The sequence below is a fragment of the Thermostichus sp. MS-CIW-34 genome (assembly GCF_054060435.1).
The window spans coordinates 90,906-108,384 of record NZ_JBSSDE010000006.1 but is presented as its reverse complement, the minus strand read 5'-3'; the positions used below and the strand labels follow the sequence as shown (position 1 = coordinate 108,384).

16 protein-coding genes and 1 pseudogene are annotated in these 17,479 nt (G+C 59.3%); 8 read left to right on the top strand and 9 right to left on the bottom strand.

From position 1 onward, the window contains the following. Nucleotides 1-443 (bottom strand): RNA-guided endonuclease InsQ/TnpB family protein (locus tag ACVWYY_RS03755; protein WP_457439623.1); only part of this gene is annotated, 443 nt, incomplete at its 3' end. A gap of 180 nt (nucleotides 444-623) precedes the next feature. On the opposite strand from ACVWYY_RS03755, the gene proB reads away from it, so the two are divergent. Further along, nucleotides 624-1,739, top strand: coding sequence for a glutamate 5-kinase (gene proB, locus ACVWYY_RS03750; protein WP_041436197.1), 1,116 nt, complete (start codon nucleotides 624-626; stop codon nucleotides 1,737-1,739). Nucleotides 1,740-1,825: 86 nt separating this feature from the next. Here the strand turns inward: proB and raf1 are convergent, their stop codons facing one another. The 4 genes from raf1 to infC all read right to left on the bottom strand — a co-directional run bounded on the left by raf1 (nucleotide 1,826) and on the right by infC (nucleotide 6,154). Beyond that, complete coding sequence (gene raf1, locus ACVWYY_RS03745) at nucleotides 1,826-2,929, bottom strand: RuBisCO accumulation factor 1 (protein ID WP_457402972.1); 1,104 nt, start codon at nucleotides 2,927-2,929, stop codon at nucleotides 1,826-1,828. Nucleotides 2,930-3,094: 165 nt separating this feature from the next. Beyond that, entirely contained in the window at nucleotides 3,095-5,041 is a 1,947-nt protein-coding gene (locus tag ACVWYY_RS03740; protein WP_457402970.1) for a serine/threonine-protein kinase, read from the bottom strand. A 126-nt stretch (nucleotides 5,042-5,167) separates the two neighbouring features. Then, nucleotides 5,168-5,632, bottom strand: a complete 465-nt coding sequence (bcp, locus tag ACVWYY_RS03735) for a thioredoxin-dependent thiol peroxidase (protein ID WP_011432174.1) — start codon at nucleotides 5,630-5,632, stop codon at nucleotides 5,168-5,170. A 15-nt stretch (nucleotides 5,633-5,647) separates the two neighbouring features. Then, nucleotides 5,648-6,154 carry a translation initiation factor IF-3 gene (gene infC / locus ACVWYY_RS03730; protein WP_457388865.1) on the bottom strand — a complete coding sequence of 169 codons (507 nt, stop codon included), beginning with the start codon at nucleotides 6,152-6,154 and terminating at the stop codon, nucleotides 5,648-5,650. 310 nt (nucleotides 6,155-6,464) lie between these two features. Between infC and ACVWYY_RS03725 the strand changes: the two genes are divergently transcribed. The 4 genes from ACVWYY_RS03725 to ACVWYY_RS03710 all read left to right on the top strand — a co-directional run bounded on the left by ACVWYY_RS03725 (nucleotide 6,465) and on the right by ACVWYY_RS03710 (nucleotide 10,452). Further along, nucleotides 6,465-6,776: a hypothetical protein gene (locus ACVWYY_RS03725; protein ID WP_011432176.1), complete on the top strand. Its 312-nt coding sequence runs from the start codon at nucleotides 6,465-6,467 to the stop codon at nucleotides 6,774-6,776. A 41-nt stretch (nucleotides 6,777-6,817) separates the two neighbouring features. Further along, on the top strand, nucleotides 6,818-8,203 hold the full coding sequence (locus tag ACVWYY_RS03720) for an aspartate ammonia-lyase (protein ID WP_457402982.1): 1,386 nt from the start codon (nucleotides 6,818-6,820) through the stop codon (nucleotides 8,201-8,203). 40 nt (nucleotides 8,204-8,243) lie between these two features. Next, complete coding sequence (locus ACVWYY_RS03715; protein WP_011432178.1) at nucleotides 8,244-8,984, top strand: Uma2 family endonuclease; 741 nt, start codon at nucleotides 8,244-8,246, stop codon at nucleotides 8,982-8,984. 79 nt (nucleotides 8,985-9,063) lie between these two features. Beyond that, entirely contained in the window at nucleotides 9,064-10,452 is a 1,389-nt protein-coding gene (locus ACVWYY_RS03710) for an MFS transporter (protein ID WP_457439621.1), read from the top strand. Between the two features lie 385 nt (nucleotides 10,453-10,837). Here the strand turns inward: ACVWYY_RS03710 and ACVWYY_RS03705 are convergent, their stop codons facing one another. Both ACVWYY_RS03705 and chlG read right to left on the bottom strand, forming a co-directional pair. Continuing rightward, nucleotides 10,838-11,299, bottom strand: a complete 462-nt coding sequence (locus tag ACVWYY_RS03705) for a hypothetical protein (RefSeq protein WP_414343398.1) — start codon at nucleotides 11,297-11,299, stop codon at nucleotides 10,838-10,840. Nucleotides 11,300-11,483: 184 nt separating this feature from the next. Next, on the bottom strand, nucleotides 11,484-12,590 hold the full coding sequence (chlG, locus tag ACVWYY_RS03700; protein ID WP_414332050.1) for a chlorophyll synthase ChlG: 1,107 nt from the start codon (nucleotides 12,588-12,590) through the stop codon (nucleotides 11,484-11,486). A 326-nt stretch (nucleotides 12,591-12,916) separates the two neighbouring features. Between chlG and ACVWYY_RS03695 the strand changes: the two are divergent. Then, a pseudogene (locus tag ACVWYY_RS03695) lies at nucleotides 12,917-13,100 on the top strand (hypothetical protein); the annotation flags it as partial. Nucleotides 13,101-13,465: 365 nt separating this feature from the next. Here the strand turns inward: ACVWYY_RS03695 and ACVWYY_RS03690 are convergent. Beyond that, nucleotides 13,466-14,296, bottom strand: coding sequence for a phytanoyl-CoA dioxygenase family protein (locus ACVWYY_RS03690; protein WP_457402966.1), 831 nt, complete (start codon nucleotides 14,294-14,296; stop codon nucleotides 13,466-13,468). A gap of 3 nt (nucleotides 14,297-14,299) precedes the next feature. Further along, nucleotides 14,300-15,820 (bottom strand): anthranilate synthase component I, encoded by a 1,521-nt coding sequence (trpE, locus tag ACVWYY_RS03685; protein WP_457402964.1) that lies wholly within the window; start codon nucleotides 15,818-15,820, stop codon nucleotides 14,300-14,302. 146 nt (nucleotides 15,821-15,966) lie between these two features. Between trpE and ACVWYY_RS03680 the strand changes: the two genes are divergently transcribed. Further along, the gene (locus ACVWYY_RS03680; RefSeq protein ID WP_457402962.1) at nucleotides 15,967-16,515 is read left to right on the top strand and encodes an NUDIX hydrolase; all 549 of its coding nucleotides are present in this window, start codon (nucleotides 15,967-15,969) and stop codon (nucleotides 16,513-16,515) included. Between the two features lie 257 nt (nucleotides 16,516-16,772). Next, complete coding sequence (locus ACVWYY_RS03675; RefSeq protein ID WP_457402960.1) at nucleotides 16,773-17,438, top strand: hypothetical protein; 666 nt, start codon at nucleotides 16,773-16,775, stop codon at nucleotides 17,436-17,438. Nucleotides 17,439-17,479 lie beyond the last annotated feature (41 nt).

Below are 17,479 nucleotides of genomic sequence, written 5' to 3'. Positions count from 1 at the left end.
GTGCCTAGCACTTCTCGGCTATTGCGATAACGCAGCCAGCCAAGTTTGGGCAGAAAGATGCGGCTGTTGGCCTGGTCCAGCTGGATTTGCTTGGGCTCGGGATAACGGAAACTGTCCGACCGGCCTTTTTTCTTGAACTTCGGGAAGCCGGCGCGTTGGGCGAAGAAGTGGCTGTAGGCCCGCTCCAAATCCTGGAGCGCCTGTTGCAGCGGATGCACCGGCGCATCCGCCAGCCACGCTGTATCTGCGCTGTGGCGCCACTCGGTGAGCAGCTGGCACAAGCCCGCATAGCCTAGCTTTTTCTGACCTTGCTCGTGACGCTCCTTCTGCAACGCCAGTGCTTTGTTGTAGACGAACCAGCAGGAGCCAGCAAAGCGGCGCATCTGCCGTTCCTGCTGGCCGTTGGGCAGCAATTCGTACTTGAAGGCTTGAAGTCGTTGCACCGCTCAATCGTATTCTTGACCTATGCGTGATGACAACGATATAGGCTACGGTTCGCGCTATCCTTCCCTGCCCTGAAGGACGGGGCTTGCCGCGCCTTTTGGTCAATACAGCTGCGTCTTGACTCCGCTATGGTGGCGCTATGGTGAATAGAGGGGTGGGAGGATGGGTTGAGAGCGGCGATGGCAACAACAGACGTGACGGTGGTGGTGAAGATCGGCACCTCCAGCCTGACAGATACTCAGACCGGCTTGTTGCGTCTTTCGGTGTTGGGGCCGCTGGTGGAGGTGCTGACCCACCTGCGCAGGCAGGGGTATGCGGTGATCTTGGTCTCCTCTGGGGCGGTGGGGGTGGGCTGTGCTCGCCTTGGCTGGCGGCAACGACCGACGGCTATTGCCGAGAAGCAGGCGGTGGCTGCGGTGGGACAGGGGCGGTTGATCCGCCTTTACGATGACCTCTTCTCGGCTCTGAACCAGCCAATTGCCCAAGTGCTGCTCACCCGCGGCGATCTGGTGGAGCGCAGCCGCTACGTGAACGCCAATCGCACTTTTGCCCAACTGCTGCAGATGGGGGTTATTCCCATCGTCAATGAAAACGACACGGTGGCAGTGGAGGAGCTGAAATTCGGCGATAACGACTCGCTTTCGGCGTTAGTGGCCAGCATGGTGCAGGCCAAGTGGCTTATCCTGCTCACCGATGTGGACAAGCTCTATTCGGCTGACCCCAACCGAGATCCCTCTGCCCAGCCCATTGAGCGGGTGTTGCCCGGGATCCCGCTACAGGTGAAGGCCGAAGCCCAGGGGAAAAGCGGCTGGGGCACCGGCGGCATGGCCACCAAACTGACCGCTGCTCAAATTGCTACAGCTGCAGGGGTAACGGTGGTGATCACCAATGGCAAACGGCCTGAGCAGATCCCGGCAATTCTGGCCGGCGAGGCCATCGGCACCCGCTTTGATCCGGCTCCTCAGCCCGCCAGCGCCCGCAAGCGATGGATTGCCTACGGCCTCATCCCCGAGGGATCTTTGACTTTGGATGAGGGGGCGGTACGAGCGGTGTGCGAGCAAGGGCGCTCGCTGTTGCCGGCAGGGATCACAGCCATTTCTGGGGAGTTTGAGGCGGGGGCTGCCGTGCGCCTGTGCGATCCCAGCGGCCAGGAGGTGGCGCGGGGCCTGGTGAACTACAGCGCCGAGGAGCTGCGGCAGATTAAGGGCAAAAAAACCGCCGAGATTCCCCGCATCCTGGGCTACGAAGGGGTTGATACTGCCGTCCACCGGGATAACTTGGCCTTGCTCAATTGAGGCCATGGGTGAGGCCATGGGGGCGAGTCCAGGCGCGGTGCTCTGCACCACTAGCACGAATGGCTACAACGGCGGGATCCCAACGCCTATTCTTCCAACTGCCAGGGATCCTGAGCCAGCACCTCATCGAAAACCCGCGGGGGGCGCACGGCCATCAGCACCTGGCCCAACAGGGGAGAGGAGGGCGAGTCTTCTATCCACTCCACCGCCAGGGATCCGGCCCGATCCACCAGGAAAAATCCCGCCATCTGAGCTCCCTCCCAAACCCGAGCGGCGCGATCGACCACCAGCAAAACCGGATCCTGTTCTTCACCGGCAGGCACCGGCAAACCCAACAGGGATCCCAAAAGCCGGTTTTCCACCTGAAGGATCACCGGATCCCCGGCCTTTTGAATCACCGGCCAAGCAGGCAAGGCCATCCAAGTCTGCTCCGCCGGGCTGTTGACCCAGCCAAAGGGCCCTTGCGGCTCGCTGGGGGGGATCCCTTCCCAGGCGGCAGTTGCAAGAGGCAGGGATCCGGCCACCGGCAGCAGGCGCGGCAGATCTTCTTCCAGGCGAAACACCGACAGCTTGGGCAAAACGCTGCGTTGGGGGCGGGAGCTGGTGGCAATCGTGGACAAGAGCTGCTCCACCTGTCGGCGGGCTGTATCACTGTGGACATACTGAAACGCTCGACCGATAGCCCGAGTTCGCTCCTGCAGATCGCGGGTTTGCTGGGCCGTCCGCCAGGCTTGATAGGCCACCGCATCGCCGGGGTGATCCGTAAACCCTTCCGGGAGCTGCTGGAGCTGGGCATAATTTTTCACGGCGCGGGCGATCTCGTGAGCATCAGCGGCATGCAAATGGCGACTGAAGATGAATTCCGCCACCCGAACCCGATCCTGTGGGGAGAGAATGCGCAACTCGTAGAGGATATCGCTGCCTTTATGGGCAAAATGCCCCAGAACTTCTGGGCTGGCTCCTGCTTTGGCCATCCCTTCGTAAACCTGGGCCGCAACAAGGATCTGGTTTTGGTGAATGGGCTCAAACCCGGTTGCCTCGAAGATGGCCTGGGGAGTCATTTTCTGTCGTTGCAAAGCTTGACAGGCCTTGGCCCAATCCAGCCACCGGCCCTCTTTGCGGCGCAGCCGCTCTACCAACAAGCTGGGATCCTCCTCCACAGCAGCAGGTTCCGGCAGATACTGACTCATGCTTGTTCTCCAACAGGCTGGACAGATCACCACTCCCCTGGTCCACAGCCCAGCAGAGCTGGCCGGGCATCTGGCCAAACTTGATCTTCAAACTTGATCTTAAGGGCTGATAGCGGTTCTGGCCGAGTCCGGTCGCGACAGCGGGACGGAGTCCTTGGCGAAACTCTAGATCGCTGGGTCGCACAGCATCACCTGGGAAGGCTGTCCACTCACCGGCAAGCAGTTCAGATCCAATTGCCAAAGCTGAGACAGGTGAGATTTCTCTGCTTTGGGCACCTGCAGCCAAATCTTGCCCCTTTGGCCCACCTGCAACACCTGTGAGCCGTTAGGCACAGCTACTTGGGCCAAGGGATCCCCTTTTTCACTGTACAGCCAGAGGGAAGTGGATTGCTCGCCCTCTCGACACAGCAGCAGCACGCCCCAAGGGGCCTTGGCCATCTGGACAGGTTGCCCTTTCAAGAACCAGCGGCGCACCCGCAGCGGATTCACCTGCACCGAGTGGAGATAGGGGCAGCAACCTTGCTGGCCTTCCCTTCCCTCATCTGTTGCCGCAAAGAGCAACCGTTCTCCCAAGCTGATCACCCCCCCTTGGGGATCCAAGGGCAGGCGATAGCGAATGGGCTGGGATCCCGTCTGCAGAGACCAGCCGGTCGCGACAGTGGGATGGTGTCCCTTGGGATAGGGCAAGAGGCTCATCTCCACCCACTGCTGCCCCACACCTGTCAACAAAACCAGATGCTCCGAGAGGGCCAGCAAGCGGGACAGGGATCCCTGCCAAGGCCAACGAAAATAGCAGCGGGAATCGGGGAAAGGCTGTGTTCCTGTCGACGTGGCCGGCTGCCATTGTACGGCCCCCAACTCTTGGGCGGTGGCCCAGACCAGCTCCTGTCGCTCTGCCAGCCAGGTGGCCTGCCAATCCTCCTCAAAGCTGAGCAAGGTGCGGATGCGGCTGGGGCTGAGGTGCAAAAGGCTGCTTCGGGAGAAGGCCAGGGCTTCCGGGAAGGTGTTCAAGGGCAGCACCGCCCGAATTGGCTCGTCCAGGGAAAAACGGGCCAAAGCAGGGGATCCCAGGGCAAGGTTCTGGAGCTCCAGCCATTCCAGCCTCTGGGGGGTCACCCGCAACAGCAGCGGGGATCTGGAGCCGCTGGGATCCTCGCAGATGCAGAACTTTTGCTCGGCCAGGAACTCCATCCCGCCAGTGTCAACAGAGCCCAGATCCGGCAGATCCCAAACCTGTACCCCAGGGGGCGGCCATCTGGGCAGGCGAGGGCCAACCCAACAACTGGCCGGCTCTTGCCACTCTTGGGCAACCACCGCCAAAGCCGACCGCATTTGGGCAGCAGTGCGGAACCGCCGCAAGGGCAACTTGCGTAGGGCTATCTCCAGCACCTCCCGCAGCGGGGCAGGGATCCCTTCTGGACAGACAAACGGCTGGTTGAGGTGGGCGTGCATCAACTGGCCGGGAGATCCGGAAAAAGGCCGTCGGCCCGTCAGCAGCTCCACCAGGATGATCCCCACCGCGTAGAGATCGGAAGCGGGACTGAACTGGCCATAAAACCGCTCCGGGGCCATGTAGGCAGGGGATCCGGTGGCGGTGATCTCGCCGGCAGCAGGCTGCAGGCGACGGGCGATGCCAAAATCCGTCAACTTCAGTTGCCAGCCCTGGGGCGTGGGCTTGAGCAGGATGTTCTCGGGCTTGACATCGCAGTGGATCACCCCCTGCCGGTGGGCATGATCTAACCCGGCCAAAATCTGATCCACAAAGCCCAAAACCTGCTTGACCGGCAGCCACAGCCCTTGCTCCACCTGGTCGATCAGCTCCCGCAGCGTGCCTCCCTCGCAGTACTCCAACACCAGGTAGCGACCTTCGCGGGCATGTTCGAGGGCGTAGCAGCGGGTAATGTTGGGGTGGTTGAGGGTGAGCAGATGGCGCAGCTCCCGCAGCAGATTTTGGGTGGGAAAGCGCTCCGCCGGCAGCTCCTTCAGGGCCACCAGGTCTCCTCCTTGACGGGGACGGGCACAGAATACACGCCCGTACTGCCCTTGGCCGGCCAAACCCAACATTTGGTAGCTGTCGTGAATCGACTTGAGGGTACGGCTGCGTCGGGACACGGCCCTAGCCCACGAGGAATCAATACCGGCACTTTACATCTTTTTTTGCTCTTTTCGTTCCCGTCTTGGCTCAGGTTCCAGAACAACGAGCCCAGCAGCAGGTCTGCCGAACTCCCACCGGAAAGCCTAAGAGCCGGTCAACTGCTTGAGCAGCTCCGCTGCGTGGGTTTCCACCTTGACCTTGGTGATAACGGCCTCGATCTTCCCCTCCGGATCAATAACAAAAGTGGTGCGGTGAATGCCGTTGTACTCTTTGCCCATGAACTTTTTCGGCCCATAGACCCCGTAAGCCCTGGCCACCTTGGCCCCCTCATCCACCAACAGGGGGAAGGGCAGTTGCAGCTTCTGGGCAAATTTTTGGTGGGAACGGGCATCGTCGGCGCTCACCCCCAAGATGGCGATGCCGTGGGCTTGATAGTCAGCGTAGGCATCCCGAAAGCCGCAGGCTTCTTGGGTGCAGCCGGGGGTGTTGTCCCGCGGGTAAAAATAGAGCACCACCCGCTGTCCCCGCAACTGGCTCAAGCTGATGGGATTGCCCTCGGCATCGGGCAGGGTGAACTCCGGAGCCGGATCCCCAACGGCAAGGGGCATGGGTGGGATCCCTCCTCAGACCGATTTTTTGGGAGAGAGAATCATCGTGATGTTTCGCCCTTCCTTTTGGGGGGGCTGCTGCATTTCCGCCACTTCTTGTAAGTCTTTGAACAAGCGGTGCAGCAATTCTTCCCCCAACTCGGCGTGCTGGGCCTCACGACCGCGGAACATCACCGTGGCTTTCACCTTGTCTCCATCCCCCAAGAACTGTTGGGCGCTGCGCAGGCGCACGTTGTAGTCGTGCTCGCCGATGTTGTAGCGAAACTTCACTTCCTTGATCTCGGCAGTGTGTTGCTTCTTGCGGGCCTCCCGTTCTTTCTTCTCCTTCTCAAACTTGAACTTGCCGTAGTCCATGATGCGGCAGACGGGCGGGTCGGCCTTTTCGCTCACCAAGACCAAGTCCAGATCTTTTTCTTCTGCCAGGCGCAGGGCTTCGCGCGGGCTCATGATCCCCAACTGAGTGCCGTCGGTATCGATAAGGCGGATTTTGGGGAAGCGGATGCGCTCGTTGATAGCCGGCAGCTCTGCGCGCTGCTTGCGGGGGAAGCGGTCAGGTGGACGCTCTACGGTCAAGTTTTCCTCTCTCAACGAAATAACAACACAAGACAAATGCTAAGTAGGACTAGCCCCCTTCGGAGCAGTGCCGAACCCTGAGTTTGGACTCTCCAATCAAAGTCGGCCACTGGCCCGCAGGCCAAGGCAGGCTGCACCTATACTAACCGGCATTTTCCGTCTCTTTCTAGAGCCGTCAAGCGTTGTCAAGGCCCGCTCACTTGGGGATCCTGCCAGATTGGGGCAACAACCGCGGTAGGATACCAAAGTGGCGATCCTGATGGGATCAAAGGTTGTTTGTCGGCCAGCAGGGAGGGCAGAAGCGGTGCAGCTCGGTTTAACGGAACGGGAACTGACAGAGTTGGCCCAAAAGTCGGTTCAGCTCATCCTCAGCCCGCGGGAAGGGGATAGCGAAGCGCTGATCCAGTACAAGTCTTCGGCAGAATTTCGAGCGGGGGTGCATCTGGCCTGTGCGGCCATGGTGTTGGTCTTGGCAGAGAACAACGAGCGCCTCAGCCAGCAGTTGCAGGCTACTTTACAAAACTTATCTGCAGCCGTCGAGACACCCTCAGAGAAGGCTGCCGGAAGCTAGCCCAAGGATCCGCGAACGGGGGAGGAAAAGCCTTGGCTGAGGTGCGCAGCGAACGAGACTCAATGGGGGAGCGGCAACTACCCCAGTCGGTTTACTACGGCATCCAGACCGCCCGTGCCCTGGAGAACTTCCCCATCAGCGGCCTCAAGCCCCTGCCAGAGTATGTGGAGGCCTGCGTGCTGATTAAAAAGGCGGCGGCGGAGGTCAACGGCGAGCTGGGGTGCATTCCGGCAGAGGTGGCCAAGGCGATTGTCCAAGCGGCGGATGAGATCCTCCAGGGATCCCTGCGGGATCAATTTGTGGTGGATGTGTACCAGGCGGGGGCGGGCACCTCCCACCACATGAACGTCAACGAAGTGCTGGCCAACCGCGCTCTGGAGATCCTGGGGGAGCCCAAGGGCCGCTACGAGCGGGTCAGCCCCAACGACCATGTCAACTACGGCCAGTCCACCAACGATGTCATCCCCACCGCCATTCGTCTGGCTGCCCTGCTGCGGGTGCGACGGGATTTTCTGGGCACGCTGGACAATTTGGTAGCGGCGCTGGAGCAGAAGGCCCAAGAGTTTCGCGGCATCCTCAAGGCCGGTCGCACCCATTTGCAGGATGCGGTGCCAGTGCGGCTGGGGGATAGCTTCGGCGCCTACGCGGCCATCTTTGCCCAACACCGTCGCTGGATTGAGGAGGCCAGCCAGGCCCTGTGCAGCTTGGGGCTGGGGGGAAGCGCCGTCGGCACCGGCCTCAACACTCATCCCCAGTACCGGCAAAAGGTGGTGCAACGGCTGGCAGAGTATACCCAGTTGCCCCTCACCCCTGCTCCCCACCCCATGGCGGCGATGCAGAGCATGGCCCCCTTTGTGCATCTGTCGGGATCCCTGCGCAACCTGGCCCAAGATGGCATCAAGCTGGCCAACGACCTGCGGCTGATGGATTCTGGCCCCAAGACCGGCCTGAAGGAGATCCAACTGCCGCCGGTGCAGCCCGGCTCTTCCATCATGCCTGGCAAGTACAACCCGGTGATAGCCGAGATGTTGAACATGGTCTGTTTCCAGGTGATTGGGCTGGATACCGCCATCACCCTCGCAGCCCAAGCGGGGCAATTTGAGCTGAACGTGATGATGCCCCTGATTGCCTATGACCTCCTGCACAGCCTGCAGATTCTGAACAGCAGCCTGCGGGTCTTTGCCGAGCGCTGTATTCAAGGCATCACCCCCAAACCGGAGCGCTGCCGTAGCTACGCAGAAGGGACGCTGGCTTTGGTGACCGCCCTCAACCCCTACATCGGCTATTTGCAAGCTGCAGAAGTGGCCAAGGCTTCTTTGGAAACCGGCCAGCCCATTCGGCAAATTGTCTTAGAGCGCAACTTGATGACCCCGGAACAGGTGGCCAAGGTGCTGGATCTGGAAGCCATGAGCCAAATGCAGTCCTAACCCATTCGCTACAGTGGAGGCATACTGCTCCTGCCTGGCCATGACCATCGCCCCCTATCGCTGGCCCACCCAGCACGACTTGCCTGATACAGACGACACCCCCTTGGACAACGAGGATCAAGGCCGCCAATACCCCCTCCTCCGGGAACCGCTGCTGCTGCACTGGTCAGATCGGCAAGACTTTTTTGTGGCTTGCAATATGGGCCTTTACTACGCCCTACCCCGGCAGGTCATTGTTCCAGATTTGTTTCTGGTGCTGGGGGTTCCCCGTTGGCGGGATGGCACTGCCCGCAAAAGTTATGTGGTTTGGGATGAAGGGAATATCTTGCCTATTCTCATCTTGGAGATCATCTGCAACGACCAGGGGGAAGAAAAACCCGGACAAGCCAAATTCCAGCTCTACGAAAGGCGGCTGCGGATCCCCTACTACGTCACCTTCGAGCTAGAGACCGATGAGCTGAATGTTTATCAACTCCAGGGCGGACACTATGAGCTGCTCCCCGGCTCAGGCGCTGGAGAACATCCCCCAATTCTGTTGCCCGATTTGGACTTGAGTATCGGTCGGTGGTGGGGATCCTACGAGGGGCGAGAACGCTTTTGGGTGCGCTGGTATGATAGGGCAGGGCAATTGTTGCCTACGGGAGCTGAACTAGAACGGCAGCGGGCTGAATTGGAACGGCAACGGGCTGAATTGGAACGGCAGCGGGCAGAATTGGAACGCTCCCGAGCCGAACGACTGGCCCAGCGGCTACGGGAACTGGGAGAAGACCCTGAATTTTGATCAGCTTTTCCAGGGATCCCCAAAAAAGAAATCTCCACCTACCCCCTACACTGGAATCCTGGCATTCCAGGGGGACATGATGACCAGACAGCGACTCAGTTTGTGGACGAAGCTGGCCTATGGGGTGGGGGATCTGGGCACAGGCATGACGGCCAACATCCTCATCTTTTTCCTGCTGCCCTTTCTCACCAATACCGTTGGCATGGCAGCAGGCCTAGCCGGCAGCATCTACGCCATCACTCGCTTTTGGGATGCCATCAACGATCCCATCATCGGCATCCTCAGCGACCGCACCCGCACCCGTTGGGGCCGTCGCCGCCCCTGGCTGCTGTTTGCAGCCCTCCCCTTTGGCCTCACGTTCCTGGCCCAGTGGTGGATCCCTTTTCCCGGTCGGATTGGCCCCCTGTTTGCCTACTACCTGGCGGTGTCGCTCTTGTTCAATACCTTCTACTCTGCGGCCAATATTCCCTACGCCTCCCTGACAGCGGAGCTGACCCAGGATTACGACGAGCGCACCCAGCTCAACCAATTCCGCTTTGCCTTCTCTGTAGGGGGCAGCATGGTTGCGGTGGTTACCTTTCCGCTCTTGGTCAACCTGCTGCCGGATCGGGCTGCCGGCCATCTGCTGGCCGGAGCCTGTTTTGGAGTGATCTCGGCTGTGCCCTTGCTGATCTGTTTTTGGGGGGTGCGAGAACGGTATCCATCCCAACGGGATCCCATGCCCCTGGTTCAACAACTGCGGGTGGCCTTCAGCAACCGCCCCTACCTGTTTGTCAGCGGCATCTACCTGTGTTCTTGGCTAGCGTTTCAGTTCACAGCCACAATCATCCCTTATTTCATCGTCTTCTGGATGGGCCTGCCGGAGGTGTGGATTTCCTTGGTGGTACTGGCGGTACAGGGGATCGCAGTGCTGACGCTGTTCGGTTGGACCCAACTGAGCACCCATCTGGACAAGCGCACCATGTACCTCATTGGGGCGGGGTTTTGGCTGATCTCGCAGGCAGGCCTGTTTTTTCTCCAGCCCGGGCAGCAGGGGATCATGATTGGGCTGGCTCTGTTGGCCGGCATTGGGGTTTCTGCTACAGCCTATCTCGGCCCTTGGTCGATGTTGCCGGATGTGATCGACCTGGATGAGCTGCAAACCGGGGAGCGGCGGGAGGGGATCTTCTACGCTTTTATGGTCTTCTTACAAAAGGTGGGCTTGGCACTGGGGCTGTTTTTCGTGGGGCAAGCTCTGGATTGGGCCGGCTTCGTGCCTTCGGTGGCCGGAGAGGCCCTGCCCATCCAGCCGGAATCGGCTTTGTTAGCCATTCGCGTTGCCATTGGCCCCTTACCGGGAGTGGCTTTGATCGGCGGGATCTTGCTGGTGTGGTTCTACCCAATCACCCGGCAGCGTCATCAGCAGATCCTGATGGAATTGGAAGAAAGACGGCAACAATACCACCCCAGCACCGAAAGATCTCCTTAGACCGCAAAATAGGCTACGGTTTCTAGCGGCAGAGCAACTGGCGCAATTGCGGGGGTTTTGATCTTCGGCCCAGGCTACTCCTCTCTCAGCCGCCTGCAGGATTACCTCATCAATGGCCTGAAAAAATGGCCTGAAAATCGATCGCTCCTTCATCTCGCGCTGGGGGCCGAATGAAGAAAATGCCGAGACCATTGCCTGATCATCACCTTGGCCCGCAGCCTGGGAATGGACGTCACTGCCGAGGGGATCGAAACCCTACAGCGACTGCACCAATGAGGCTGTTGAACTGCGAGTATGGCCAGGGCTATTTCTTCGCCAAACCTCTCTAGGATGCAGAGCAAATGCTGCGGTTGCAACTGGACAAGAGGTGAAGGGATCCCTGCCCTCAGTCTAGGATGATGCGCAGGCCGCTACCCGAGGGAGTCGCCGGTTCAGGGTTGGGCACAATCCGCAGCCCACTGCCGGAGGGCCGGGTCACCGTGTTGTCGATGTTCACAAGGAAGGTGTTGGATTGGCCGTCCCGCTCATACACCACCACGTCGTTGCGGTTGAACTGGGAGCGACAGATGATGGGGGAGTTGTCGGCAGCAGTAGCCGCACTGCAGCGGTAGCCAGGGGCAGAGACGATCTTGCCTTCTTCATCGATGGAAAAAGGAACTGCAGAGGGCAAGATTGGAGAAAAGACCGGCTGGTCGGGATTGAGGATCACCGAGCCACCTGTGCTGGGTTCTACCACGATCCCCCGCCCGTCGATGACGATCCGCTGCGCTTGGGCGGGAGAGACGGCCAGCGGCCCCAAGAGCAAAGCCAGGCTTAGGCCGAGTTGGAGGGGAAACAACAGCTTCATTGGATATCTCCTTTGGCCCAGGGCCATAACAGCTTCCAGGGATCCGCCAACGATCCTTGCAGGGGATGGATCCCTGGCTCAACTTAACTTGATCTTGACTTGATCTTGGCCCAGATGTCGGGCCGAACCCAGGGCGGAAGCCGTCACCTCTGTTGCCAAGATGGGCACTTTGCCGTCGGCTCGACTACCACAGCCCCGAGCGGCCCAACGCCAGCCCGACCACCAACATGCCCAACACCAAAAAGGGCTGCGCGCTGGCTTGGTATTTCACATCGTTGTTCAAGGGATCCCGCAGGAGGTACATATCTTGGAAGGTTATTTGGGGGATGATCAGCAGCACCAAAAGGGCCGCGTAAAGTTTTAGGCCCGCCCCCAGCAAAAATGAGGCCATGCCGAACTGAAATAGGTCGATCATCAGCACCGAGATCCAAGCGGCCCCCATCGCCCCAAACATCACCGGCAAAGAGGCCAAGCCAAACTGCCTATCCCCCTCGATGCTTTTGAAATCGTTGACCACAGCAATCCCCAGCCCGGCCAAGCTGTAGATCAGCGTCAGGATGCAGACCGTCCAGTTTAGCTCGCCGAACAAGGCGTGGCCTGTCCACCAGGGCAGGGCGATGTAGCTGGCACCAAGGGCATAGTTGCCCAGCCAGCCGTTGCGCTTGAGCTTCAGGGGGGGCGCCGAGTAAATGTAGGCAATGAGGGCTCCCGCCAAGGCAATGCAGGTGATCACCGGGAAGTCATGGCCCGTGTACCAGTCCAGAGCGTAGGCCAAGCCCAACCCCAAGATCAGCAGCACCCAGATCTGGATAACCACCCGCTGCAGAGAGATGGCCCCCGAAGGGATCGGGCGGTAGGGCTCGTTGATGGCGTCGATCTCGCGGTCGTAGTATTCGTTCACCGTTTGGGTATAGCCCGTCATCAGGGGGCCCGCCAGAATCATGCCCACCAAAATGAGAGCCACATTCTCCCAAGTCCAGGTGAAGTGACCCGAGGAAGCCGCTCCTGGAATCAGGCCCCACACCAAAGGAATCCAGGTAACCGGTTTCATCAGCTGCAGGTGCAACTGCCAAATGGAGCGAGACTCCACCTCTGCCCCTTTCATGCCCAGCAGTTGGCGGACACGCTGCGCATTCGACCCGCCGGTGCCAGGGGATCCCTTGCCGGGATCCGAGTCTGGGGTGGTTTCTTCCGCAGTAGCTCCTACCTCCTCTAAACTGGGCTCTGCAGCAAAGGCCATCTCAGCCGCCATTTCCGGCGAGGAGGGATCTTGAGGGATCTTTTCGCTCATGGTGGGATGCGCAATCAAACTGCAATAACGGGGATAACCACCCCCATTCTGAGACATCGTGACATACTCCCGCACTCATGCTGATGCATAGAGTACGAGCTTCTCAGTGACTCCTGTTAAGGACATTTCCTGAGCTTTAAGAACGGGATGCCCCACCGCTCTGTGTTTACCATAGCAAGGGTTTCCGCCTTTCATCCTGACCCTCATGCTGATACATAGAGGGCGTCGCTTCTCGGCGGTCTAGCTGACCGGATTCCTCAAACAAGAGGAGAGCATGACTCTAGTCAATAATAAGCTCAACTATACTGAAAATAATGTATAATATGTTCAGTACGGATTACTACCAGTTGATCTTTCTGTTTACTTTCGAGTCTGCCAACATGGTAGCCAAAGCAAAGCAGAAAATTGGTAGTAAGACGACACGGAAACTGCGCTTTGGGTATTCTACTCAAAGCTTTGCGGGATACCGCCATTCTGGTTGGAAACAAACAGAATGCTATCGCTGCATAGTTGAACAGTGATGTTCAGCAGTGTTCAGCGTAAATGTATCAGGTTGACGTTCTCCCCACGGCTAAAGCCAGAGGATCCGCTCTCAGCCAGCAAAACAACTCCCACTGACTGAGCTACACCGAGCATGTGGCTTATACCGCAGCACCGTGGGGGACGCCAAAGCGCTTCGCGCCGCCAAGGCGAACGCACCAGCTACTGGGATGTGGAAACACCCCAGATACTTCTACTTCACCTTCAGCACTGCACCTTTCTATAAATGGGTGGAGCGATACTCACATCCTATCAGGAGACGGTAGCTTATCCCTAGGCATAAATGCCGGGGCCTGAGCCGCCGAGTTTTCGGTCAGCTCGCAGTTCCGGGCCGTCTACACAATCTGTGCCGTCACGAATAGGCGCTGATGCTCGGCTGGGATCCGCTCTTTTTCTTGGGCCGGGATCACCAGGGGAGGTTGCTGAGTGTAATTGATGGGATCCCGAAACCAAGCGCGGCTGTAGGTGTTGTAGAGAAGAGGACGGGGAGCGGGCGAGCGATTGGCCCGACCCAGATGAATCAGGCGGTAGTCGAACAGGAGGCAGGATCCCTTGGCCAGGGGCGGATCGACAAAGGGCATCTGCTGGGCCAGCTCGGTATAGTGGGCATCGAAGACCGCATGGCTACCGGGCCAGAGACGGGTCATGCCGTTCTCTTCGTTGACATCCACCAGAGGAATGAGCAAATTCAGGGCATAGCAAGGAATGATCGCATCCAAGGTCTCGTCGCCAAACAGATGAGACAGATCCCGGTGAACTTGTTGATCGGCGGATCCCGGCAGAGAGACCACCGCCCCCAGCCCGCTCAAGATCAACTCCGGCCCCAAAATCCGCTTCAGGATGGGCAAGATCAGAGGATGGGCATAGAGGAGGGGATCGTTGAAGGGGCCCTCCAGGCGAACCGTTACCATCACCCGTCTATTGCCCACCAACAGGGCATCAGCGTGGTGCTCGTGGGTGCAGTAGCGGCTGTAGGTGGCCAGAAAGCTGCTGTGCAACTTGTCGATGAGCTCGGGGGGAAAGATCTCCGGCAACACCAGATAGCCCTCTGTGGAAAACAGTTCAAAAGCCTGCTCTACGGTCTCTGGATCCGGCTGCTGGAGCTCCTGTAAGGACTCCGTCCCGCTGACGCGAACCGCAGGGCTGAAGCGCAACTGGGCCAACATGGGCTAGGTCTCCTGCAAACTGGCCACAGCCATTAACATGCCCCGCGCTTTGTTTAGACATTCTTGGTATTCCCGCTCCGGATCCGAGTCGGCTACAATACCTGCCCCGGCCTGCAAGCTCACCTGGCCCTGATGAACCAGCAGGGTGCGGATGGTGATGGCGGTGTTCAGTTGGCCGGAAAAGTCGTAGTAGCCATAGGCGCCGGCATAGGGCCCGCGGCGGCATCCTTCCAGCTCATGAATAATCTGCATGGCGCGGATTTTGGGGGCGCCGGTAACAGTGCCGGCAGGGAAGGTGGCCCGCAGCAGATCCCAGGCGCTGTACTGGGGATCCAGCCGCCCCACCACGTTGCTGACGATGTGCATCACATGGCTGTAGCGCTCGATCTGCATCAGGTCGTCCACCTGCACAGATCCCAGTTGGCAGACCCGTCCCAGGTCATTGCGGGCCAGATCCACCAGCATCACATGTTCGGCCCGTTCTTTCGGATCTGCCAACAGCTCTTGCTCTAACTGCCGGTCTTCCTGAGGGGTGGTGCCACGGGGGCGGGTGCCGGCAATGGGGCGCACGGTGGCGATGCGGTCTTCTCCCACCCGGCTGAGTTTGACCATCACCTCTGGGCTGGAGCCGATGAGGCAGAGATCCCCAAACTGCAAAAACGCCATGTAAGGGGAAGGGTTAATCAGCCGCAACGAGCGGTAGAGGCAAAAGGGATCCCCGGCAAGGGAGACGGTAAACCGCTGCGAGAGCACCACCTGGAAGATATCTCCGGCGCGGATGTAGTCCTTAGCCCGTTCCACCGCTTGGCAGTAGGCTGGGCGGCTCAGGGTGCTGGGGGGGATTTGTTCGCGCCAGCGGGACGGAGTCCTTTCCGACAGGTGGGGCTTCCAGTTGAGGTGCAGATGGGCCAGGGAAAGAGGAGCGCTGAGCTGCTGCATCAGCTTTTCCACCCGCCGGCAGGCTTGGGCATAGGCTTCCTCGGCAGCGTGGTGACGGGTATCGGCGAAGGCCACCACCCAGATCTTGCGCTTCACCTGGTCAAAGAGCAGGATGCTGTCCACCTGCATCAAAACGGCATCAGGGGGATCCCCCGGCTGCAGGGGGTGGATGGGCACCTTGGGCTCAATCCAGCGAATCAGCTCGTAGCCCCAGTAGCCAAACAGGCCGCCGATGCTGCTGGGCAATTCCGGCAAATGCACCGGCTCATAGGGCTGCAAGCAGCGGGCCAAAATTGCGAAGGGATCCCCTTGGTGGTGCTCCTGTCGGCCATCGCGGTAGCGCTGTAGGGCTTGATCTCCCCGTATTTCCAATACCCACAGGGGGTCGCAGCCCAGGAAGCTGTAGCGGGCTACCTGCTCCCCCCCCTCCACCGACTCCAGGAGAAAGTTGTAGGGCTGGCCGGCACAGACCCGATACCAGGCAGAAACCGGCGTTTCCAAATCCGCCACCCATTCCTGGTACACCGGGATGAAGTTGCCCTGTTGGGTAAGGGCAAGAAACTCCTTCAAGGGAGGGTAAATCATGGCCTGCAACTTTTGGATCCCTGCTTTTCCTGACTCTATCCCAGACAGAGGATCCCAGGGATGTGTGAATCCCTCTGGATTGCCCGGTTGCAACAGCGCCGAAAACCATTAAGCTGAGAGCGGCTCTACTCTCGGGATCCCTTGCCATGCAAAACCCATCTCAGGTGATTCGCGAGCGCCTGCGCTATCAAGGCCACAAATACACCTTCGTCAGCCAGCGTTTGCGTTTTCCCAACGGCAAAGAGGGGGAGCGGGAGTACCTCATCCATCCCGGGGGGGTGGTGGCCGTGCCTGTAACTGCAGCAGGCAAGTTCGTCTGCATTCGTCAATATCGCTTTGCGGTTGCCTCCTACCTTTATGAATTTCCGGCAGGCACAGTCGAGCCAGGGGAGCATCCCGATGACACCATTCGCCGCGAGCTGGAAGAAGAAACCGGCCTGCGGGCCCATCGCTGGGATCCCCTTGGCCAATTTTATTTGTGCCCCGGCTATTCCAGCGAGATTATGTATGCCTATTTGGCGCGGGAGCTGGAAGTGCTGGATTCCCCTCCCGATAAGGATGAGGATGAAGATATTACCGTAGTGGAGTTTTCTGCTTCTGAGCTTACAGAAATGTCCCGTTTGGGAATGGATTTGGACAGCAAGTCCATTGCCTGCTTTTGGCGGGCCCAATTGTTTTTGGCTGCCGAAAAATAGAGCCCTCCGTCGGGGGGGGCTGCCCCTTGCTCCTGGGGGATCCTTTCCAATTGGCGGGGCGTCGTTCCAAGCCGACTTTGTTGGCTACAGAGGAAGCTCCAGGCTTTTCACCCTAACTTGGTAGCCCATTGCCAGGCGAGATCAAGGTGAGATCGAGGTTGCGTTCGACATAAAAGGGATCCCTGTATCCCGGCTGTTTGGTTGACTGGGAGAACCTTGGAGTCCTTTAGAATTTTAGGGGCGAGGAGTGAGGAAATATGCGGAAACTGCTGTATTCCTGTGGTCGAATAGCCTGGGGAGCGGCCTTGGCTGCCACTCTACCGGTTGCTGCTGTTCCTGCCTATCCCCAGCCTGTGCTTCCGCTGCTGCCGGTTCCTTCTGAGGGCGGCGCTGCTCGAGGTGGGGTTGTGGCTTTATTCAATCAATCCATTTGGTGGGATTTTATTCGCGGCAATCGCGGTGAAAACCTGCGCCTGTTCCCGGCCAGCCTAACCTCTCCATCTCGCCAGGATGTGGTGGCTGTGTTTCAGATTCAGCGGCAGCCCACCGTAGAGCCGGTGGTGCGCGTTCTCAGCTTCGAGCATCAGGGGGGGTATAGCTTTCGTCTGCTCCACACGGCTGAGCCGATCCCAGGGCGGTTGGTGGAGGCTCACCTGCGCACGGACATTACCTCCAGCCCACAGCCCAAGTTGGTGCTCCTCACCGAGCGAGGGGGCATCAGCCTGCTGCGCTCTGTCTTGGTCTTGGAACACCGGCCTGAGGGACTTGTGCCACTGCTGAGCGTGACGGATCTGAGCAATGCCAGCCTGCGGGTCAGCCCGCAAGGGATCCTGGTCATCTCAAGCCCGCCCGATGCCAGCCGTGACTTGAGGGCTACCCTCTACCAATGGGAGGGGGATGGCTTTGTCCGTCGAGATCTATAAGTCCATCATCTGTTGTGACTGTTGTGAATCTGCCTGTCAAT

Excerpts from the sequence above, each read along its gene's own strand:
- ACVWYY_RS03675 (WP_457402960.1), top strand. The coding sequence starts at position 16,773 with ATGCGGAAACTGCTGTATTCCTGTGGTCGAATAGCCTGGGGAGCGGCC.
- ACVWYY_RS03690 (WP_457402966.1), bottom strand. The coding sequence starts at position 14,296 with ATGTTGGCCCAGTTGCGCTTCAGCCCTGCGGTTCGCGTCAGCGGGACG.
- ACVWYY_RS03715 (WP_011432178.1), top strand. The coding sequence starts at position 8,244 with ATGACCATCGCCCCCTATCGCTGGCCCACCCAGCACGACTTGCCTGAT.
- bcp (WP_011432174.1), bottom strand. The coding sequence starts at position 5,632 with ATGCCCCTTGCCGTTGGGGATCCGGCTCCGGAGTTCACCCTGCCCGAT.
- proB (WP_041436197.1), top strand. The coding sequence starts at position 624 with ATGGCAACAACAGACGTGACGGTGGTGGTGAAGATCGGCACCTCCAGC.
- raf1 (WP_457402972.1), bottom strand. The coding sequence starts at position 2,929 with ATGAGTCAGTATCTGCCGGAACCTGCTGCTGTGGAGGAGGATCCCAGC.
- ACVWYY_RS03680 (WP_457402962.1), top strand. The coding sequence starts at position 15,967 with ATGCAAAACCCATCTCAGGTGATTCGCGAGCGCCTGCGCTATCAAGGC.
- chlG (WP_414332050.1), bottom strand. The coding sequence starts at position 12,590 with ATGAGCGAAAAGATCCCTCAAGATCCCTCCTCGCCGGAAATGGCGGCT.
- trpE (WP_457402964.1), bottom strand. The coding sequence starts at position 15,820 with ATGATTTACCCTCCCTTGAAGGAGTTTCTTGCCCTTACCCAACAGGGC.
- ACVWYY_RS03705 (WP_414343398.1), bottom strand. The coding sequence starts at position 11,299 with ATGAAGCTGTTGTTTCCCCTCCAACTCGGCCTAAGCCTGGCTTTGCTC.
- ACVWYY_RS03725 (WP_011432176.1), top strand. The coding sequence starts at position 6,465 with ATGGGATCAAAGGTTGTTTGTCGGCCAGCAGGGAGGGCAGAAGCGGTG.
- ACVWYY_RS03710 (WP_457439621.1), top strand. The coding sequence starts at position 9,064 with ATGACCAGACAGCGACTCAGTTTGTGGACGAAGCTGGCCTATGGGGTG.